Origin of the sequence: Planctomicrobium limosum (assembly GCF_051465645.1) — a bacterium.
GTDB lineage: Bacteria > Planctomycetota > Planctomycetia > Planctomycetales > Planctomycetaceae > Planctomicrobium.
Map to the genome: position 1 here is coordinate 724,059 of NZ_CP195790.1, position 18,957 is coordinate 743,015.

Genomic DNA, 18,957 nt, shown 5'->3' on the forward strand with positions numbered 1-18,957 from the left:
CTCCGTTACTTCAGAGCTTAAACGGACATCGCCCTCTTCTGTTCACAAATTTGTGTGCGAATTTCGTGTGGTCGAAACACGTCTCGATTCGTTCTCGCGATTCTGTTATGTATGCGCAAGCTGTACGACGTTTGTTGACGCAAACACTGACTTGGTTGCTGGTTCGGAGTGGACGAGAATGATCGGAATGTCGTTTCGCAGGTACATCGTGTCGGCTGCAATGATCTTTGCAGCTTGTTCGTCGATCGTTTCTGCTCAAGAGACTGCACCAGCAGCGGATGCCATCAAACTGAGATATCAGTTTCAGGTGGGACAGGTCGTTCGGTACTCCGTCACAATGAATGACGACTATAAAATTCAGGTCGGGGCAACGGTCGACGAACCGTACTCGCATCAGAATTCGACAAAGTCGTACCGTGTGAAATCGGTGAATCCAGACGGTTCTGCCGTGTTGGAATTGACCATCGAGAGTGCTCAACTGGAGATTTTCCAGAACGGCGAGAAGATGGCGTTTGACAGCACCAAACCTGCTGTCGGTGAGCGTCAGGCGGTCTTTCTGGCATTAGACGCGCTCGTCGGGAAGCCGCACCTGCAGGTGACGATTAACCCAGTCGGAGCCGTATCGGATTACAAGGCGATGGTCGCACATGGACAGGTGCCCAGTGACCCGACAACTGCAGCTTTTGACGTGTTGTTCCCGCTTCCTGAGAACGCGATGAAGGTGGGGGAAAGCTGGAAAGATGACTTCATCGTCAATATCGCTCTTGAGGAAGGTTCCAGTCTGCAGAAACAAGTGAAAATGCAGCGTCTGAATACTCTGAAATCGTTCAAGGACGGAATTGCTGAGATCGACGTCAAAACTCGGTCGCTGACGGTGCTTGAAGGGCCGACGGCTGAGATGCAGATGTTGCGACGTCTCCCGAAAGGGACGGTCGTCATTGACACCAAGCAAGGGCTTCTCGTAGGCAAGTCCTTCAGTCAGGACAATCGGGTGACAAATTTTGATGGCGGAGCATCGCTGATTCAGTTTCGCCAAAAGCAGGACGAGAAGATGATTCCAGGGGCTTCGGCGGCGACCGGCGCAAAGAATTAACCGTGTTGCGCAATTCCAACGATTATCGGGCGGTGGATCTGGCAGATTGTCGCGATGTTTGCGTTGATTCGCGTCCTTGATGCCAGAATTCAACAGGTATAAACTGTGGCGAGCCACTTTTCCAACAATCGTGAGTGGTTGGAGACCCATGGGCACTGTCTTCCCTATCGTCGTGCCCATACGATATATCTATCAGGGGCAACCCGAGAGGGTATTCGGTTTTTACCCTTAAGGATCGCCAGAGCCTCGTCACCCCAGTCATGTATTGACGGGTGCTGCAGATTCAGGGTGGCGTGAAGTTTGTCGTCGTTCTGGTTGTCGTTTTACTGAAGTCATCGGAGTTGAGTTCAAATGGGCGTGATGCGGTTTTCCCTTCATCCGCCCATTTCGTCGTTATTGACTTCTGGTTCCGTTCAGGCCTATCTCTCTGGCGTTGACGGAAGAATTTTTCCGACCAAAGTCGCGGTGAGCGATTCTGAGATCACCTTTCAGCGACCCATGTCGGATAGCTGTAAGTTGAATATCTGTTGGCCGGTTGCAGGCCGTGGAACGCCGGTTCTGGCGACGACTTCGCTCAGAGAACGCGATCAACCGTATGATCTGGTGTTGGAACTGGCTCGTGGTAAGCTCTCTGAGGTGAGGGACTCCTCCGCTGCCTGGGAACAGGCCGGGATGGTGATTCCAGAAGCATTCGGTCGAGTGCAACGAGAAGCGTTTGAGTTGCTGGCTCGGGCATGTACCGCTTCCAATGATGACCCGAATGTCGCTGTCTGGGCGACGCAGTCGATCGAGAAATCGTGTTACGCGGCATCTCTGGTGATGGATGCCTACACGATTCAGCGATTAACGAATATTCGTCGCACTCATCATCAGTCGCCGGGATTGCTTGGGGGAGTCGTTGATCTGACTGTTTTGACTCCTGTTGGAAGCAAGATTTTTCAGCAGGCGTTTAACACGGCTTCGATTCCGGTTGACTGGAAATCGATTGAACCGACAGAAGGAACGTACTGCTGGGACCCAATCGATCAATTGGTCAATCACTGCTCGGAGCAACGCAATGTGCTTCGAGGAGGCCCTTTGATTGATCTTAGCCCGAATGGATTGCCGCAATGGCTGGCCCCGTGGGCAAATGACTTCCAGAATCTCCCCAGCTTTGTTTGTGATTACATCGAAACGGCAGTGAATCGTTATCAGGGACGAATTCGCCTGTGGGAAGTTTCTTCCTACGGTAATACCGGCGGGGCTCTTGGTCTGGGGGAAGATTACTGTCTGGCTCTCGTTGCCCGTACGCTTGAGGCGGCGACGAGAACCGACAACGAAGGGCAATTCTTTATCCGGATTGAGTCTCCCTGGGGAGAGTATCAGCGACACGGCCAGCATCGCCTGTCGCCGTTCCAATTCGTGGATGCCCTGGTTCGATCCAATCTCGGCTTGTCTGGCGTCACCCTGGACATCAATGTCGGGTATGGACCAGATGCCTGCTTCACCCGGGAAATGCTCTCGATCTCAAAGTTGATCGACGTCTGGAGCATGCTGCAGGTTCAAATTCATGTGAATATCGCCTGCCCTTCCAGCTCGCAATCTGATCCACTCGCGACCGGTTCTTTCAAGGTCGAGAATTCGGTCTGGAAGCAGAATTGGTCAGAAGATGCCCAAGCGGAATGGGTAGAACAAGTGGTCCCAGTGTTGCTCGCGAAGCCCTCGGTCACTGGAGTGTTCCTGAGCCACTTCAATGATGCCGTTTCACATCGGTATCCGCACGCTGGATTGATTAACGCTGAAGGTCGGACGAAGCCAATGCTCGAACCGCTTCGTCGTCAGTTACACAATGACCTGAGTTGAACTTGTCGGGTCTTGCGACCTCTGGTGCTGAATGCGTCTCGTTTGGCGACGTGTGTGACAGGATGTCGGCACGAGGTGCCGGTCAGATGTTTTGTATCAGGCAACAGCATCTCATCTCTGGCAAACTCCCCTGTTTTCTTCTGTTCGGATTCACTAAAAAACATTGAGACAGTTGTCTTTTGTTTTGAAAAGAGCCGCAGTCTGGAAGTTCACATTCTTGCTTTCTCGTTCAGTGGCTTCGTATCGGGGCAGAATGCTCCTGAGATGACATGAAAAATTCCCGACGAATCGCCGCGCGACATCGCCGTACCCGGCAGGATCACTCCACCGAGACGGCAGAAGATTATGTCGAAGCTGTCGCCGAAATCGCTGGCGAAAAAGGGATCTGCCGTGTCGTTGATCTGGCAGAACGGTTTGATGTGAGCCATGTCACTGTCACGCGGATCGTCGGTCGTTTGAAGAAGGAAGGATTTCTAGACACGGAACCCTATCGTCCGATTCAGCTGACTGAGCAGGGAGCGCGACTCGCGGAAGAAGCGGCTCTGCGGCACGACGTTGTTTTCAAGTTTTTACTGGCAATTGGTGTTTCTGAGAAAGCTGCGGCAATCGACGCAGAGGGAATTGAACATCACGTCAGCCCCGAGACGCTCGCACGGTTCAAAGAGTTGACTGAAAAGGGCAAGTTCTAGATTCGTTTCGGCAGATGTCTTGCCGCAACTCTGCGGTTTGATCAGGTGAAACCTGTTTCTGCGTGACTGAATCTCGTATCGAAGCCTCTGCAGACTTCAATTTTCATTGGAATTGGAAGTGACAATCGAAATGACAGCCCCTGCCCCTCTGCTGAAAATTGATGGCCTGACGACCGAGTTCGCAACGGAATCTGTCCCACTCAAGGCCGTTGACAACCTGTCAATTACCATCGAAAAGGGGAAGACACTGGGGCTGGTCGGCGAATCAGGTTCCGGAAAGTCTGTGACGTCGCTGTCGATCATGCGTCTGCTTCCGTCTGTCGCCGCGAAAATCACATCGGGTTCGATCAGCTACCTGGGCAATGATCTGGTCCGTCTGCCTGAAGCTCCGATGCGTTCGGTTCGCTGTAAAGAGATCAGCATGATCTTTCAGGAGCCGGGGACGAGTTTGAACCCTGTCTTTCGAGTTGGATTTCAGGTTGCTGAAGCTCTTGAGCGACATCAGCACATGGGGCGCGCCCAAGCACTGAAGCGGACCGTCGAACTGTTTCGCGAGGTAGGAATTCCTGACCCGGAACGCCGGATCAACAGTTATCCCCATGAGATGTCAGGGGGGCAGAAGCAACGTGTGATGATCGCACTGGCGATTTCGTGTAACCCGAATCTTCTCATTGCAGATGAACCGACAACGGCTTTGGATGTGACGATCCAGAAGCAGATTCTTGAGCTGTTGAGGCAGATGCAGAAGAAGCGGGAGATGTCGATGCTCTTCATCACGCATGATCTCGGCGTGATTGCGGAAATCGCTGATACCGTGGCAGTCATGTATCGCGGAAAGCTCGTCGAACATGGACCAGTTTCGCAGATCTTCTCCAATCCTCGACATCCCTATACGAAAGGGTTGCTTGCCTGTCGTCCCCGACTCGATACGCGATATCGCCGCTTGCCAACGGTGAGCGATTTCATGACGACGACAACGCTTGAGAATGGGGAGCTCTCGATTGTCGAAAAAGAGATTTCAGCTGAAAAACTGAAGTATCTCGAAGTGACCGGACGCGGTCGTTTGCTTCACCCTCAGTCTGAATTGGATCAACTCGGGTACTCCGTCGGAGAAGTAACGACGGCACCTGACATCAAGTTCGTCCCGGAAGGTCAGGCACCATTATTGAAGGTGCAGGATTTGAAGATTCACTTCCCGATCAAGAAAGGTCTGTTTCGCACAACCGTTGATCATGTCAAAGCGGTGGATGGAATCAGTTTCAATGTTTATCGCGGGCAGACTCTCGGGTTGGTTGGGGAATCAGGCTGCGGGAAAACAACAACTGGCCGAGCGATTGTGAAGCTGCTGCCAGTGACAGGAGGTCAAATTCACTTCGAAGATCAGGACGTCACCAGACTCACCGGTACTCATCTGAAGCGATATCGCAGCCAGACGCAGATCATCTTTCAGGATCCGTACAGTTCTCTGAATCCACGTATGACAGTGGAGAGTGCACTGATGGAAGCGATGAAAATTCATCAGCTCGGGAAGTCCAAAGCGGATCGACGTGAGAGAGCCGCTCAGTTGCTGGAAGAGGTCGGACTGGATTCGAATCACTTACGCCGTTATCCACACGAGTTTTCAGGCGGTCAGCGTCAGCGGATTTGCATTGCACGGGCGCTCGCTGTCGAACCGACTTTTCTGATCTGTGACGAGTCCGTGTCCGCACTGGATGTTTCTGTGCAGGCTCAGGTTTTAAACCTGCTCAAGAATCTGCAGGAGGCTCGGAATCTGACTTACATCTTCATCAGTCATGACTTGAGCGTGGTCAAATTCATGTCAGACATGATGGCGGTCATGAGCGATGGCAAGATCGTTGAATTTGGGCCGAGCGAAACGATCTATGCCTACCCTAAGCATCCTTATACCAAAAAACTCATTGATTCGATTCCGCAAGTGTAGATGAAGTCCGGCCTGTGAGAGCAACTCCGGAAGCGATGCCGCGTTCCAGGAATCGGGCGCATCTTCATTTCTGGTCACTCGAACTGCTACGTGGCCATGTGATCGACCGGGATGGTCTAACGGATGGATTGCCCTTCTCTCGGGGCGATTCCGATCTTGGGCGGAAGGAATTGAGGTTCGTCCGTCGCGGCTGGGGAGATCGGCTTTGTGGCGAGTGGAGCCGGAACAACAGTGGTGACTTCTGAAGGGCGACTTGGGCGATCCATTGGAATCGGCAGCTCTTCAAAGACAGGTCGCTCCTGAATTTCGAGACGGCTGAACTCGGCTTGATGCGGCGTTCTTACCGGAAGCATCAGTTCGTGCAGCGCACTGGGAGCAACAGCGGCAGGAGCGATTGCGGCCGGTGCAACAGCGGCTGGAGCAACAGCAGCCGGGGCAATCGCAGCAGGCTCTGTAGTGAAAGGGGCACAGCTGACACATTGATTGCTTTGAAGGACGCACTTGCCGGGATCGACGACCTTCGACCCGCATGCAACCAGTGCCTGCTCTGCCTGAATTCGAACGGTCGAGCTACAGTCACCAAGAGAAAGCTGTAGCGCCTTGTGAACGTATGGAATGCAGCAGCAAGGGCACTGTCGCAACTGGTCCCCGATCTTGTCGGCTGCTTTTGCCCGAACGGTTTCGTCGATGTCATTCAGTGCGTATACAAGCGCTGGCATCACTTGGGTGTGCTGGTTGCAAGCGAAGTTGGTCCCAATTTTGTGAACAGCCGCTCGACGAATGCGTGCGGTACAGGCTGTCTTTGATTCCACAACAAGTTTGCGGAGTTGTTCGTCGCAAAGAGAGACGCAGCTGCCAGTACAGGACACATCTGCTTCAACTGGACCGACGGGCCAGCAACTTGCGTGTGGAATGTGAGTGCAGGCGTCGCCTGAGAGGCAACTGTCACCTGCTATCGGTGCACATGTTCGCTGATAGGAGGCGGGAGCTTGTCGCGTCGGTGCGGCGCAATCGACACTTGTGGAAGGTGTCGCGCAGGAGCCACCAGTCGTCTGGCTCTGGGATCCGCCGGTTCGTGTGAATAGACCTGCTTCACCAGGAATGGCAATCATCAGTGTGACTGCAATGGCCATTGATGTCCGTGTGAATGCCAACATTCGTAGATTCCTCTCTCGCGTCCGACCACTTCTTCGCAGCACGAACAATTTTGAAGAAACAGAGTCGCTGGGAGAACTCTTGGCTAAAGCATCCGCTTGGTGCGTTGCCCTTGTGCTCACAACCGGCTCGTCCGTCATAGCCTGAATTTCATGCATCTGCGTGTTAATCGTTTCAAGCTGCAAAATCGTCATGCGCAGTCTCTATCGACGATCGTTCGTGTCTGCTTGAATTGAGGGAGCTGATTTCCTGACCAGAGTTTCGTGCGGTCAAATGATGCTCTAGGTAAGCAGGAGAAAATTTGCGGGAGTCGCTGACCGTAAGTCGTGAGAACGCGTTTGAGAGAACCTTTAAAGGTGTAGGATTGCGTCAACTTTGCGGGTTTGGTGAACATTTCGGGGGATGACGATTCTGTCGATACGGCCGATCGCCGCGAAAAAGTTACTGAACATCAGTTGACTATTTGGGTTCCAGTCGCCAAAACTCCTCAATTGAGTGATGCGACTGCACTCGATCAAATCGAAGCAATTGCATCTCATCCGGAACGAATTCAACCCTCTTGATTTCAGACACAGTGGCCTGTGAGCTTCAGGCAAGCTACGGATGAATCTACCGGCCTGAGACCGGCGGGAATTCGTGTTTTCCCCGGCGAGAATGTTGCTGTGCAGGCGACGTTCAAGGCGAATTGCTCTAATGCACGAGGAGCGAAATTCGCTCCTCAAAGTTCATTGTCAGAGACCCCGCAGCACTATGGATCTTTCCAAACTAAATGCATCACAGCGTGATGCGGTCGAAACCCTTGATGGGCCGCTTCTGGTACTGGCCGGAGCCGGAACAGGAAAAACTCGCGTCATCACATATCGGATGGCTCGATTGTTGCGCGCGGGGGTGCATCCGGAGAAGATCCTCTCCGTGACGTTCACCAACAAAGCCGCCAAGGAGATGTTGGAACGAACGAAAGCTCTGCTGGGAGCGCATCTGAAAACCAGACCGTGGATCTCGACGTTCCACTCTCTCTGCGTGAAAGTCCTGCGGGAAGACATCGAGAGACTGGGGTATCCGAATCTGTTTACGATTCTGGATCGCGGCGATCAGGAAGCAATGGCGCGGAAGGTCTTGCGAGACATTCGTGTCACTGAAAAGTCCCTGAAACCTGCAGATCTGTTGAGTCTGATCAGCAAGTGGAAGTCGGTTGGATTATCGCCTGAGCGGGCGATGAAAGTGATCGAAGACGATAAAGAGTCATTGGGAGCGATGGGATATCGTCGCTATCAGCTCGCCCTGAAAGCGTGCGGTTCAGTTGACTTTGACGACCTGCTGTTGCTGACGGAACAGTTGTTTGACACCTGCCCTGACATTCTGGAGAAGAATCAGCGGCGGTTTTCTCATGTCCAGATCGACGAGTATCAGGACACAAACGGGTTGCAGTTCCGCATTATTGAAAGCCTTGTACGCGAGCACCAGAACCTGTGCGTGGTGGGCGACGACGACCAGTCTATCTACGGCTGGCGTGGGGCTGAGGTGAAACACATCCTCGGGTTCTCAAGGATGTTTCCCGGCGCGAAAGTCGTGCGACTGGAAGACAATTATCGCTGTACAGATCGCATCATTGATCACGCGAATCGCCTCGTGAGTCACAACCGGGAACGACACAAGAAGGTTCTGAAGGCCAACAAAGTCGCCAAGGAAGATGTCCGTATTATCGAGTATCCGGACGAGCAACTGGAAGCGGAAAAGGTCGTTGGCGAGATTCGCTTTCTTCATCAGAAGAAGTGCATTCCGCTCGTTCAGTTTGCGATTCTGTTTCGGACTAACGAACAACCGCGTCTCTTCGAAACAGAGCTGCGGCGTCAGCAGTTGCCGTACGTGCTGATGGGAAGTCAGTCGTTTTATGACCGGAAGGAAATCAAGGATCTGCTGTGCTATCTGAAAGTGATTGCACGTCCAGATGATGAACAAGCCTTGCTGAGAATCATCAATACCCCAGCGCGAGGGATTAGTGATGCCGTGTGTGAAAAACTGCTGGCGAGAGCAGTAAAAGCTGGTATCCCGATCTGGAACGTTGTGGAACAGGCAGCAGCAGAGAAAGAGATCACTGCGAAAGCGGCTGACGCGTTGCGAAAGCTTTATGGTCAGTTTCAGCGCTGGCGAGAAAATTTCAAGACGCAACCGGAGCGCATGGATCAGCTGCTGCACTCACTGTATCAAGAGATCGGGTATGATCAGGAGATTGAGCGGCAGTATAAGGATGAGCAACAGCAGGCTCAGCGGAAGGTTGTTGTTCAGGACTATGTGAATTCTCTCGCAGAGTATATCACGCAGACGTCGAATCCATCGCTCGTTGACTATCTGACTTCGATCGCCCTGGAACGACGCGATGAAGAGCCGGACAAGGAAAAGATGGCCAGCTCTGATGCAGTGAAACTCATGACATTGCACAGTGCGAAAGGACTGGAGTTTCCTCGCGTTTATATGGTGGGGATGGAGGAGGGGTTGCTTCCTCATAAGAGAACGATCGATGGTTCAGACTCTGAGATCGCCGAAGAACGTCGGCTTGCATACGTTGGCGTGACACGTGCTCAGGAGTCGTTGACGCTGACACGTGCTTCTACTCGTCGGAAATGGGGAAAGCCACGTCAGTCGCAGCCTTCCCGGTTCCTGTTTGAGATGCGCGGTGGAGCGAGTCTGGAATAATGTCGTGTGTCATGGGACACCTGCTCTCAGGTGTCCCGGCCTGTCTGATTTGTCGAGTGATTGCGCATCTGAGTTTCGCTTGATGGGGGGGCATGTTCGTTGGCGCCAATGTTTGTTGGTTCGGTCCATGAATTATCGGGCTCTTGAGTGCCCTGCTCCCTTCCTTACTTGTGTCCCGCAACTGGTTCGCCTTGTGGCTTGAGCTGTTGAGGCCATTTCCACTGCATCGCTGATTTGCATTAGAGATCTTTCTGGTATTGGGGGCGTTGGGGCTCGGTCTGATGTCCCAAAGACATTCGAGCAATCTGATTCTATGGCCACTTCTGTAGCCGGAACTTTCTGCGTTGAATGGCACCCGGAGCGAACACTGTCTCGCTTGAGAAGTTTGTCAAACGGCCCAGTATTTTTGGATATTTGCTTTTTCCTCTTTTCTTCGTCTGCGAGTCTTGACGATAAAATCATCTGTGGAATAATACCACGACCCGGTTGGTAGTTGATAGTGCCGGGGAGTGAGTCGCGGCGATCGAATGATCGCAAATGAATTTAAAGGAATGAGTTGTGTCTAAGTCTTCTCTGCAGAAACGGTCTGGTTTCACACTGATCGAACTTCTCGTGGTGATCGCGATTATTGCAATCCTGATCGCTTTGCTTCTTCCAGCCGTTCAACAGGCTCGGGAAGCTGCACGACGAAGTCAGTGTCGAAACAACCTGAAGCAGCTCGGGCTTGCTTTGCACAATTATCATGACACCTTCGGCGTGTTTCCTCCGGGCTATATTGATACACGACCAGGTGGTGGGGCAAATAAGGACGGCGGATGGGCCTGGAGTGCTCACATCCTTCCTTACCTCGATCAAGGAAACATCTACAGCAAAATCGACTTCAACTATCCTCCTTACGGAACGCCCGGCACGATCAGCGACCCAGCTGGAAACAACAATGCGGCTGTGGCCAATCCATTGACTGTGTTTAATTGCCCAACAGACATTAAACCGGATACTCGCCCAATCAATAAGAATCAGGCCGGCGGGACCGAAGCCCTAGCGACGACGAGCTATGCCGCTTCTAACGGAGCATTCGACGGGGAGCCATGTGCTGAGTCGAATGGAGCAGTCGTGACAACAGTTCGTAACAACGGGATGTTTGTCGTCAACAAAGCTCGACGTATGGCTGACATTCGGGACGGGTCTTCTAATGTGATCGCTGTCGGCGAAGTCTCCTGGTGGGACAATATTACGCTCGGTGGAAGCACCTACGGATCAGATCGAAACTTCCTCTATGGAAGTATTGCCACCGGCGGTGGGCCAAAGTGCGATAATATTACACCCGCAGCAAACGGAGCGTTCAACGTCTTGCGTGCAGCAAAGCAGAAAGTGAACGGCCCCCTGATCGGAGGCTTGAAGCACCGGGCATTCCACAGCTACCACACTGGCGGAGCTCACTTCCTTCTCGGCGATGGTTCTGTTCGATTCATCAGTGAAAACCTGGATCATACCGAAACAGGGTTCCTCACGATCAGTAGCAATGCAGATGGCCCCTACGGAACTTTCCAGCGTCTCGCTGCCATCAATGACGGTCAAGTACTCGGAGAGTTCTAAGCCAAATCGAGTTGCGGGGTGATTGGCAGGATTTGCTCGTTTGAGATTCATGCTGGAAGAACATCTCAGTTGGGCCGTGAACAACTACGGTACATGGCCCAACTGATGATCCTTGTATTCATCTTAAATTGATTCACCCTTTGTCGTGAGTGGGGATACTGTGATTCAAAATACGGTGATTCAAATCTGTCTGATCCGACGTGGTTGTTGTTGCTGCTGTTAGCTTCCCATTGCTGAAATGGTGTTGCCGAGATGGTCAGGGTTGGGCTTCATTCGAAATGTTGTTGCTCAACCCGCTTCTAATCGATCTTGGTCCTTCAATTCTCATGATGGAATTTGTCGTTAATACGCCCGCGCTGTGTTTGTGCGACCAGTGAAATTGCTGGGGTGCGTGTTGAATGGCGACTTACTCCAGAGTGATTCTTTCAATCAGAGAGCGTTGATCACCGCGGTGTGATCTGGACGCGGGCTTCCAGGTTCGAGAACTCGAATTCGGTCTGAGTCTTCGCGTCGTACGCTCAGCAGTGTTTTCACGTGATTTGGAATTCGCATTCGCTTGAGATGCGATTCCAGCACAAGGTCTTCGCGAGATCATTCAGAGGCAAAGCGAACTTGCTTGCTGATCAAATAAAGTGATTTGGGTGTGTCATGAAATTGGTGTCTACTGTCTCAGTTTTTGCGTTAAATTCGTTTCGCCTGCCAGCGCTGATCCTCGGGTTCGTGGCGGTGAGTCTGACGGGTTGCAGCCAAACTGGGCCGGATCTCGCGAAGGTGACAGGAACTGTATCGCTGGACGGAAAGCCGGTCCCCGGAGCGGTGATCCGGTTCATTCCCCAAGGAGAAAAAGGGTCGCCTTCTTACGGAGGCACCGACGACAGCGGGAATTACAAACTGATGTTCTCGACCAGCAAAGATGGAGCAATGTTGGGAGAGCACTTTGTTGAAATTTCGACGACCAAAATCTCTAAAAGCGAGCTGGCCGAATTGAAAGCTGCAGGCGAGAACGTCCCGACTGTTGAGTTTGTTGCGATTCCTAAGAAGTACAACAAGCGCGGGACGCTGACAGCGACTGTGACCAAAGGACGCAATGACATCGATTTCGATCTGACATCGAAATAGCACGAATCGAGAGTAGGTCTGGCAGCAAAGGGCGACCAGACAACTGCAGACCTGAGATACGATGACGGGACTCTGAGTGGCGGCGCATCGTTGCCGTTCTCAGACTCCCGTCATGTTTCGTTTTCAACCATCGCCTTATTGATACGTCGATTTTGCAGACGCGACATGTCGCGAAATCTGATAATTGCAAATCGACGACTTACGAGCGTCGCAATGTCCCGCTGTTAATGTCTTTGACCACTTCGGCGAGAATGGATGCGTCGCGTCGTTCCATGACATGGGCAATTCGTGATGCCGGAACCTCAAGGCGTTCCATCACTTCTTTAGCAGCGGCCCAATTCTTCTCCTGGGCTTTTCCAGGCTTTCCGAGATAGAGGCTTGTGACAAGTTCTCCCAGCCTTTGCTCGTCAATCTGGTCACGATTGTCGTAGAAGCGGGAAATGACCTTCTTCTGGTAGGCGCTGTAATCTTTCATTTCTGACCTGAAAAATGAGTGAAAAATAAGTAAGGAATGTGCTGGCGGTTGGCTCGAAGCAGTTGAAAGTTCGTTTGGGTTCCAGAAATTATATTTTATCTGGACCCTGAGATCAGTCTCCTGCGTGTCGTGGGTTTTCGCTGGAAATGACGAGCCGAATTCGTGCCAGATGTTCTCCGATGCGTCGTGAGGCTGCCGAATGTTGCTGCCTGTCGGCTTCGAGACATCTTTTGTACCCGCTGACCGTAGATCGGGTGACGAGCGTTGGAGATGTCGTCATGTCCTGTGAGATCGTTGATTCCGGATTGCAACAGGTTCGGTTCTGTCGATTATGGCGAAAGTTCAAGTGTGTCAACAAGCGGAGAATTGCTCTAACTGGATTCTTGACAGAAAAGGAGGATCACCAGCTGATCTTCTTCACAGATCAGCGGTTGCGAACGGCTCCAGAAGTCGATCTGATAGTAGGACTCAGAGTGATTTGTTCTGAGGATGGTCTCAAGCTGTTTCTGACGACATCAGGAAATTGAGGCCGATGCGGTCTGTCTGACCTGATACACCGATATCAGGGGACGTCAGAACTTCGTGGAGCCTTACGTTCAGGACTTGCCATGCTGTTTCGTCAACTTGTTGCAGTCGCGGCCATTGGCTGTCTGGTTTGCTCAACCGCCCATGCACAGTTAAAAAGTCAGCTTCCAAATGAAAACGAATTGAATCGTTTGGGGTTAAGTCTGGCATGGTGGGGACAGGCATCCGTCAAGGGCTCACAGGAACAAGTGAGTTTTTTCAGTGCCGATGAGCAGAACGTTTACGTACAGTCTGCCTCAGGGATTGTGACAACGTTTCAAGGGGAGACGGGACGCCGACTTTGGTCCCAGCTCGTCGGAATGCCGAATCAGCAGGGATATCAGGTCACTTCCAACGAAACCGAAATCGTGATCGGCGTTGGAATGCGAGTGTACGCATTTAATAAGTCGACCGGCGCGCCGACTTTGGAACTGACGCTTCCTTCCCCTCCTTCTGCCTCGCCAAAAGAGGATGACCAATTTCTGTACGTGCCGACTGTCGATGGCATGCTGAGGTCATATGACGGGCAGGAATTACGCGATCTGCACAAACGCGGGATGTTGCCAAAATGGACGAACCGTGCAGAGCGCTGGCGCTATCAAATGCCAAAGGCTTCGGATTCGACCCCGATTCCTATTGATCATGAAGTCGTTTTCAGCAGCAAAGCGGGATTCCTGTACCGGCTCAATGGCGAGTCGAACTATCTTCGCTATCAGCTGGAGATCGGAAATCCTCTGTCCGCTCCAATGACGTATTCTCGCAACAACGTATTTCTGGTTGATTCACGTTCTCGAATCGTGTGCGTTGACATTAAGACTGGGCAACCACAGTGGACATATAGCACCGGTTCACCTGTTCGGTCGCAGCCACGGGTTGTTGGAAATCAGTTGTTTGCTTCGGCCGTTCGTGAAGGATTGGTCTCGATCAATCTGGTGACCGGATTGAGTGAATGGCAGCAGAGCCAGGCGAGTGATGTGATTGCTGTCAGCGAAGAACGGGTTTATGCAAATGATGACAAAAATAATCTGATGATCCTCGATCGTGCTACTGGACGAGTTCTCGCTCAGATGCCATTACGAGACTTCACTTACCGCGTCTTCAATGACCGCACCGATCGCATCTACCTGGCAAAACCGAGTGGAACCGTCATTGCTCTCCGGGAACTGGGATCGGAATATCCGACTTACCATTTGTATCCGGAGCGACGCCCGATTCTCCCGGTGCTGGCAACTGAGGGGGACGCAGCAGAGGCTGCTCAGCCTGCGGATAAGCCTGAGAAGTCAGAAGCCGAGAACGAGAACGAAAACCAGTAATCGTCCCTGTGGTCGATCTTAATATGTTGATATCGCTGGCCAGCTTTTGCTGGCCAGTTTTGTTTGATGGGAAGCGCCACTTCAGGGAGTCACTCATCTGTGGAGGCAACGATTCAGGATCTTCTGTAGAATCCAGTCAGCGTGATTCATCAAAACTGGCGGCAGCTCCCTGCTGAACGGTAAGATTGCCGAACAGCGAGACTGCTGAGAAGATTCCGAGTTGCTATGTCTGGTTGTTTGAAGTGGAGCTTCGGACTGTTTCTTGCCACTGTGTCTTTGGTGGCGATGGAGGAGGCCCGTTCCTGCCTTGCTGATGCTCCTGCTACTTCGTTTCGAATTGTTGGATATTTGCCAGAGTACCGGTTCAAGACTTTCAAACCAGAACACGCGTCAAAGCTGACGGATCTCATTCTCTTTGCGGCAGAACCGACCGCGGACGGGCACGTTGATCTTGGGAAGGTTGCGAATGCTCCCTGGGATCTGCTCAAAGAATTCAAAGCGAAGCATGGAGTTCGACTGATTCTGTGTATGGGGGGCTGGGGGAAATCGGATCATTTTTCAAAAGCGGTCCTCAACGATTCAGCTCGCGAGAGACTTGTTCAAGAAATCGTCAAGGTCTTGCAACAACACCAGATGGACGGGCTCGACCTTGATTGGGAACACCCTGCTAATGCTGAGGAGATGCAGGGCTACGCTCAGTTGCTAGTTGACTTGAAGAAGGCATTTCAGCCGCATGGATTCGTCCTCTCTGTGACGATTGCCCCTTGGAAGGAGATTCCGGCCGCAGGCTTTGCAGCTGCCGACTGGATTCAACTGATGTCGTATGACTACGGGCAACGGCATTCCACATATGAACAGGCAACTGCGGATGTGCAGACCTTTATCGCCAAGGGAATCCCGCCTGAGAAGCTGATCCTCGGGGTGCCGTTTTACGGTCGCGATGTCAAGGACCGGAGAAAAACGATTACCTATAAAGATGCCATCAAACGGTTCCAGCCAGGCGAAGACGTGGACGAAATTGAAGGCTACTTTTTCAATGGTCCGAAGACGATTCGCCATAAAACACGGATGGCGATCGATTCGAAAATTGGTGGGGTTATGGTGTGGGAAATTGGACAGGATAGCCAGACAGAGCATTCGCTGATCAAGGCAATTCACGCCGAGTCCACTCGCCGTTCGTGGACGACGCCGGTTCGAAGAATTCCTCGAACATTTCCGCCGCGAGAGTAGTCGACGATTCATTGTTGTTGAGCCACTGCTCTGCTGGCGTATGGTTTCTGAATTGGGTTGCAGTCGAACTTGAAGAACTGGAGTTGAAGCCATGAAATGCACTTTCGTTACACAACCAGGTGCCCCAGAAACGCTGACATACGGCGATCAACCGGATCCGGTGGTCGGACCGTCTCAGGTACTGGTTCGGATTCATGCGTCTGCCATCAACCCGATCGATACTTACATTCGAGCTGGAACGATCCCGATGCCGGTGACGTTTCCTTACATCCCTGGCTGTGACCTGGCGGGTGAAGTGGTCGCTGTCGGATCGGGTGTGACGCGTTTCAAGGTTGGCGATCGAGTCTGGGGCTCGAATCAAGGCTTGTTTCACCGGCAGGGCACATTGGCGGAACTGGCTGCGGTGGGCGAAGAGTGGCTGTACCCGACGCCGGATTCCATGTCGGACGAACAGGCTGCTGCCGGGGCGCTGACCGGCATTACGGCTCACCTTGGTTTGTTCCGCGATGCTCGCCTTCAGCCAGGGGAATGGGTGTTCGTCAACGGCGGGACCGGTGGTGTCGGGTCCATGGTCGTGCAGTTTGCGAAGGCGGCTGGGGCAAAAGTCATTGCGACTGCTGGTTCAGAAGAAAAACGGGAATTCTGCCGTAAACTCGGAGCGGACGTCGTTCTCGATTACAAGTCCCCGACACTCGACGATGAGATTCGAGCAGCAACGGCCGAGAACGGTGGATTGAATGTGTTCTGGGAAACACAACGCGAGCCGGATCTTTCCCGAGCCATCGGTCTGATGAAAAAGGGAGGTCGGATCGTTGTCATGGCGGGGCGCGAAGCAGAACTGAAGTTCACTCTCGGGCCGTTCTATGTGAATGACCTGAAACTGATCGGATTCGCGATGTTCAATGCGTCGCCGGACGAGCAGCGTCAGGCTGCAGAAGACATGAATTCGTGGTTTACCGCTGGAAAATGGACGCCCAACATCGGAGCTGTCTTCCCTTTGAAGGACGCGGGCGCGGCTCATCGACTTCAGGAAGAGAACACGCTGGCACGCAAGTCGGTCGTTTCGGGGAAGATTGTCGTCAAGATCGGCGAATAGGTGGACTCGAATTCCATTGTTCGGTTGGCAGTCATTGCTGTGCGGAGACTCGTCATCCGGCGAGTCCTTGAATTGCCTGAACCGCCGGAATGCCCCTTTTGCGGGGAATTTCCGAGGCAGGAATCGCTCAATGAGCAAACGTGACTGGATATCGGCGGGGATTTTTAGGAAAATCTGCCGTTTTGCTGGTTGGGGACGCATTCCGCAGAGTCCTCACCGAGACTGTCATTCAACGTAACGTGTTTTCATGCACCGCCTTTATATCGAAACTGTCGGCTGTCAGATGAATGTTCTGGACAGCGAATTGGTCGTCGCCGCTTTGCGTCAGCGAGGCTATGAACTGACCAATGATCCGCACATCGCCGACACGATCCTGTTCAATACCTGCAGTGTTCGCGAGCATGCGGAGCATAAAACGTACAGCAGCGTTGGACGCTTCAAATACGGCAAGCGGAAGAACCCTGAACTGGTTATCGGGGTCATCGGGTGCATGGCTCAAAAGGATCAGGAGCTGATTTTTGAGAAAGCTCCGCATGTTGATCTGATTGTCGGGACCGGTCAGCTTGGTGAAATTCCAGACCTCGTTGATGAAGTTCGTCGTACGCGCAATAAGAAACTGGCTGTTTCGCTAGGACGGAAAGACGGGTCTCGTTTAGAAGTGGCCGCCAGCTTCGAGAGCTATGACCCGTTGCGCGATCCGTCGATGCGGCCCAGCCCGTGGCAGGCTTATGTTCGGATCATGATTGGATGCGACAAATTCTGTACGTACTGCGTTGTTCCAACGACACGCGGCCCGGAACAGTCACGCATGCCGAGTGATATTCATCGGGAAGTGCAGGCACTTGCACGTCAGGGTGTGAAAGAGATCACGCTGCTTGGTCAGACCGTCAACTCTTATAAAGTGACAGAGAATGGCCGACAGCACCGCTTGAGTGATCTGATTGCGTTGATTCACGATACCCCGGGAATCGATCGAATCAAGTTCGTCACGAATTATCCCAAAGACATGACGAATGATCTGCTGTTCGCGCTACGTGATCTCCCGAAGGTCTCGCGTTATTTGCATGTTCCATTGCAGCACGGGTGCAACGAGCAATTGAAACGCATGAAGCGCGGGTACACGGTTGAAGACTATCGCGAAATGGTGGGCCGCATTCGTGATATCGTCCCTGATGCGTCGATCAGCAGCGATTACATTGTCGGATTCTGCGGAGAGACGGACGAAGCGTTTCAGAAATGCATTGACACCGTTCGTGAGTTCCGGTTCAAGAACAGCTTTATTTTTAAATACAGTCCACGGCCGGGGACCAAGGCTTTTGAACTGTTTGAAGATGATGTGCCAGAAGAAGTGAAGAAGCGACGTAACAACGAGCTTCTGCGTGTTCAGAATGAGATCAGCGAAGAGGACAACGCGGCATTTATCGGGCGTCGTGTTGAAGTGCTCGTCGAAGGACCAAGCAAGAAGGCGCACCTGGCAGTTGCGTCTGCAGTTGCGTCTGGTGAAGGGAAAACTGTTGAAGTGGTGGCAGAAGGGCTGGCATTGCCGGGCTGGCATGCTGGACCGGAACCAGTGAATTATCCTGAATCTCACGCCGCGCCGAATGTCCTTGTCGCCTTAGGTGGGGCAAAACCGGCGGACGGCGGGACTTCTCATCAGCACTCAGGGCATGCTCACGATCACGACCGTAACGATGTTCTGATTGATGAGGTCCCATTGGTCGGGGTGCCTGAAAGTGTTTCTCCGATTCAGCTGGTCGGCCGCACTCGCTGTGATCGCATTGTGGTGTTCAACGGAAATCCTCGACTGGCAGGATCTCTGGCTGAAATCGAAGTCGATGACGTAACTCAGACAACATTGCTGGGGAATATTGTCACGCGAGAGATTCAGGTCGGTTCAAATGGATTCCTGCCAATCCTGATCTAGTACCGTGTCGCGGCGAAGGTGTCTTTCGGGAGTCGTATACGAGCGGATCGCGTTCGCCTGCGACTTTCTGACACATTCCGAATTCTGTCATGAGTTTTGTTGTTTCGGGAACATATCAGACCATTACCTGGGTTGTTTCATTGATCGGACTCCACTTAAAGTGGACGCTGAAATTCACACTTGTTTATCTGAGGTCGGTTCGCTCGTCTGCTGATCGTCCGGCTG

General features: G+C 52.5%; 13 protein-coding genes. 11 read left to right on the top strand and 2 right to left on the bottom strand.

Annotation, left to right across the window (positions count from 1 at the left end):
* The first annotated feature begins 187 nt into the window (after nucleotides 1–187).
* The 4 genes from SH527x_RS02690 to SH527x_RS02705 all read left to right on the top strand — a co-directional run bounded on the left by SH527x_RS02690 (nucleotide 188) and on the right by SH527x_RS02705 (nucleotide 5,566).
* Nucleotides 188–1,093, top strand: a complete 906-nt coding sequence (locus SH527x_RS02690; protein ID WP_437193117.1) for a hypothetical protein — start codon at nucleotides 188–190, stop codon at nucleotides 1,091–1,093.
* A 360-nt stretch (nucleotides 1,094–1,453) separates the two neighbouring features.
* A complete protein-coding gene (locus SH527x_RS02695) occupies nucleotides 1,454–2,935 on the top strand; it encodes an endo-1,4-beta-xylanase (RefSeq protein WP_437193118.1) in 1,482 nt (493 codons plus the stop codon).
* 269 nt (nucleotides 2,936–3,204) lie between these two features.
* On the top strand, nucleotides 3,205–3,624 hold the full coding sequence (mntR, locus tag SH527x_RS02700) for a manganese-binding transcriptional regulator MntR (protein ID WP_437193119.1): 420 nt from the start codon (nucleotides 3,205–3,207) through the stop codon (nucleotides 3,622–3,624).
* Between the two features lie 130 nt (nucleotides 3,625–3,754).
* Nucleotides 3,755–5,566 carry an ABC transporter ATP-binding protein gene (locus SH527x_RS02705; protein ID WP_437193120.1) on the top strand — a complete coding sequence of 604 codons (1,812 nt, stop codon included), beginning with the start codon at nucleotides 3,755–3,757 and terminating at the stop codon, nucleotides 5,564–5,566.
* Nucleotides 5,567–5,682: 116 nt separating this feature from the next.
* Here the strand turns inward: SH527x_RS02705 and SH527x_RS02710 are convergent, their stop codons facing one another.
* Nucleotides 5,683–6,723 (bottom strand): HEAT repeat domain-containing protein, encoded by a 1,041-nt coding sequence (locus SH527x_RS02710; RefSeq protein WP_437193121.1) that lies wholly within the window; start codon nucleotides 6,721–6,723, stop codon nucleotides 5,683–5,685.
* 748 nt (nucleotides 6,724–7,471) lie between these two features.
* Here SH527x_RS02710 and SH527x_RS02715 point away from each other — a divergent pair.
* From SH527x_RS02715 to SH527x_RS02725, 3 genes are all read left to right on the top strand, one after another.
* Nucleotides 7,472–9,415 (top strand): ATP-dependent helicase, encoded by a 1,944-nt coding sequence (locus SH527x_RS02715; RefSeq protein WP_437193122.1) that lies wholly within the window; start codon nucleotides 7,472–7,474, stop codon nucleotides 9,413–9,415.
* 558 nt (nucleotides 9,416–9,973) lie between these two features.
* Nucleotides 9,974–11,011 carry a DUF1559 domain-containing protein gene (locus SH527x_RS02720; protein WP_437193123.1) on the top strand — a complete coding sequence of 346 codons (1,038 nt, stop codon included), beginning with the start codon at nucleotides 9,974–9,976 and terminating at the stop codon, nucleotides 11,009–11,011.
* 648 nt (nucleotides 11,012–11,659) lie between these two features.
* Nucleotides 11,660–12,130, top strand: a complete 471-nt coding sequence (locus SH527x_RS02725; protein ID WP_437193124.1) for a hypothetical protein — start codon at nucleotides 11,660–11,662, stop codon at nucleotides 12,128–12,130.
* A 199-nt stretch (nucleotides 12,131–12,329) separates the two neighbouring features.
* Here the strand turns inward: SH527x_RS02725 and SH527x_RS02730 are convergent, their stop codons facing one another.
* The gene (locus tag SH527x_RS02730) at nucleotides 12,330–12,605 is read right to left on the bottom strand and encodes a hypothetical protein (protein ID WP_437193125.1); all 276 of its coding nucleotides are present in this window, start codon (nucleotides 12,603–12,605) and stop codon (nucleotides 12,330–12,332) included.
* 608 nt (nucleotides 12,606–13,213) lie between these two features.
* Between SH527x_RS02730 and SH527x_RS02735 the strand changes: the two genes are divergently transcribed.
* The 4 genes from SH527x_RS02735 to miaB all read left to right on the top strand — a co-directional run bounded on the left by SH527x_RS02735 (nucleotide 13,214) and on the right by miaB (nucleotide 18,732).
* Nucleotides 13,214–14,482 (top strand): outer membrane protein assembly factor BamB family protein, encoded by a 1,269-nt coding sequence (locus SH527x_RS02735; protein WP_437193126.1) that lies wholly within the window; start codon nucleotides 13,214–13,216, stop codon nucleotides 14,480–14,482.
* 225 nt (nucleotides 14,483–14,707) lie between these two features.
* Complete coding sequence (locus SH527x_RS02740) at nucleotides 14,708–15,712, top strand: glycoside hydrolase family 18 protein (protein ID WP_437193127.1); 1,005 nt, start codon at nucleotides 14,708–14,710, stop codon at nucleotides 15,710–15,712.
* A gap of 91 nt (nucleotides 15,713–15,803) precedes the next feature.
* A complete protein-coding gene (locus tag SH527x_RS02745) occupies nucleotides 15,804–16,808 on the top strand; it encodes an NADPH:quinone reductase (RefSeq protein ID WP_437193128.1) in 1,005 nt (334 codons plus the stop codon).
* Nucleotides 16,809–17,055: 247 nt separating this feature from the next.
* Nucleotides 17,056–18,732 (top strand): tRNA (N6-isopentenyl adenosine(37)-C2)-methylthiotransferase MiaB, encoded by a 1,677-nt coding sequence (gene miaB / locus SH527x_RS02750; RefSeq protein ID WP_437193129.1) that lies wholly within the window; start codon nucleotides 17,056–17,058, stop codon nucleotides 18,730–18,732.
* The last annotated feature ends 225 nt before the right edge of the window (nucleotides 18,733–18,957 follow it).

Excerpts from the sequence above, each read along its gene's own strand:
- SH527x_RS02730 (WP_437193125.1), bottom strand. The coding sequence starts at position 12,605 with ATGAAAGATTACAGCGCCTACCAGAAGAAGGTCATTTCCCGCTTCTAC.
- SH527x_RS02705 (WP_437193120.1), top strand. The coding sequence starts at position 3,755 with ATGACAGCCCCTGCCCCTCTGCTGAAAATTGATGGCCTGACGACCGAG.
- mntR (WP_437193119.1), top strand. The coding sequence starts at position 3,205 with ATGAAAAATTCCCGACGAATCGCCGCGCGACATCGCCGTACCCGGCAG.
- SH527x_RS02695 (WP_437193118.1), top strand. The coding sequence starts at position 1,454 with ATGCGGTTTTCCCTTCATCCGCCCATTTCGTCGTTATTGACTTCTGGT.
- SH527x_RS02740 (WP_437193127.1), top strand. The coding sequence starts at position 14,708 with ATGTCTGGTTGTTTGAAGTGGAGCTTCGGACTGTTTCTTGCCACTGTG.
- SH527x_RS02690 (WP_437193117.1), top strand. The coding sequence starts at position 188 with ATGTCGTTTCGCAGGTACATCGTGTCGGCTGCAATGATCTTTGCAGCT.
- SH527x_RS02735 (WP_437193126.1), top strand. The coding sequence starts at position 13,214 with ATGCTGTTTCGTCAACTTGTTGCAGTCGCGGCCATTGGCTGTCTGGTT.
- SH527x_RS02710 (WP_437193121.1), bottom strand. The coding sequence starts at position 6,723 with ATGTTGGCATTCACACGGACATCAATGGCCATTGCAGTCACACTGATG.
- miaB (WP_437193129.1), top strand. The coding sequence starts at position 17,056 with ATGCACCGCCTTTATATCGAAACTGTCGGCTGTCAGATGAATGTTCTG.
- SH527x_RS02715 (WP_437193122.1), top strand. The coding sequence starts at position 7,472 with ATGGATCTTTCCAAACTAAATGCATCACAGCGTGATGCGGTCGAAACC.
- SH527x_RS02725 (WP_437193124.1), top strand. The coding sequence starts at position 11,660 with ATGAAATTGGTGTCTACTGTCTCAGTTTTTGCGTTAAATTCGTTTCGC.
- SH527x_RS02745 (WP_437193128.1), top strand. The coding sequence starts at position 15,804 with ATGAAATGCACTTTCGTTACACAACCAGGTGCCCCAGAAACGCTGACA.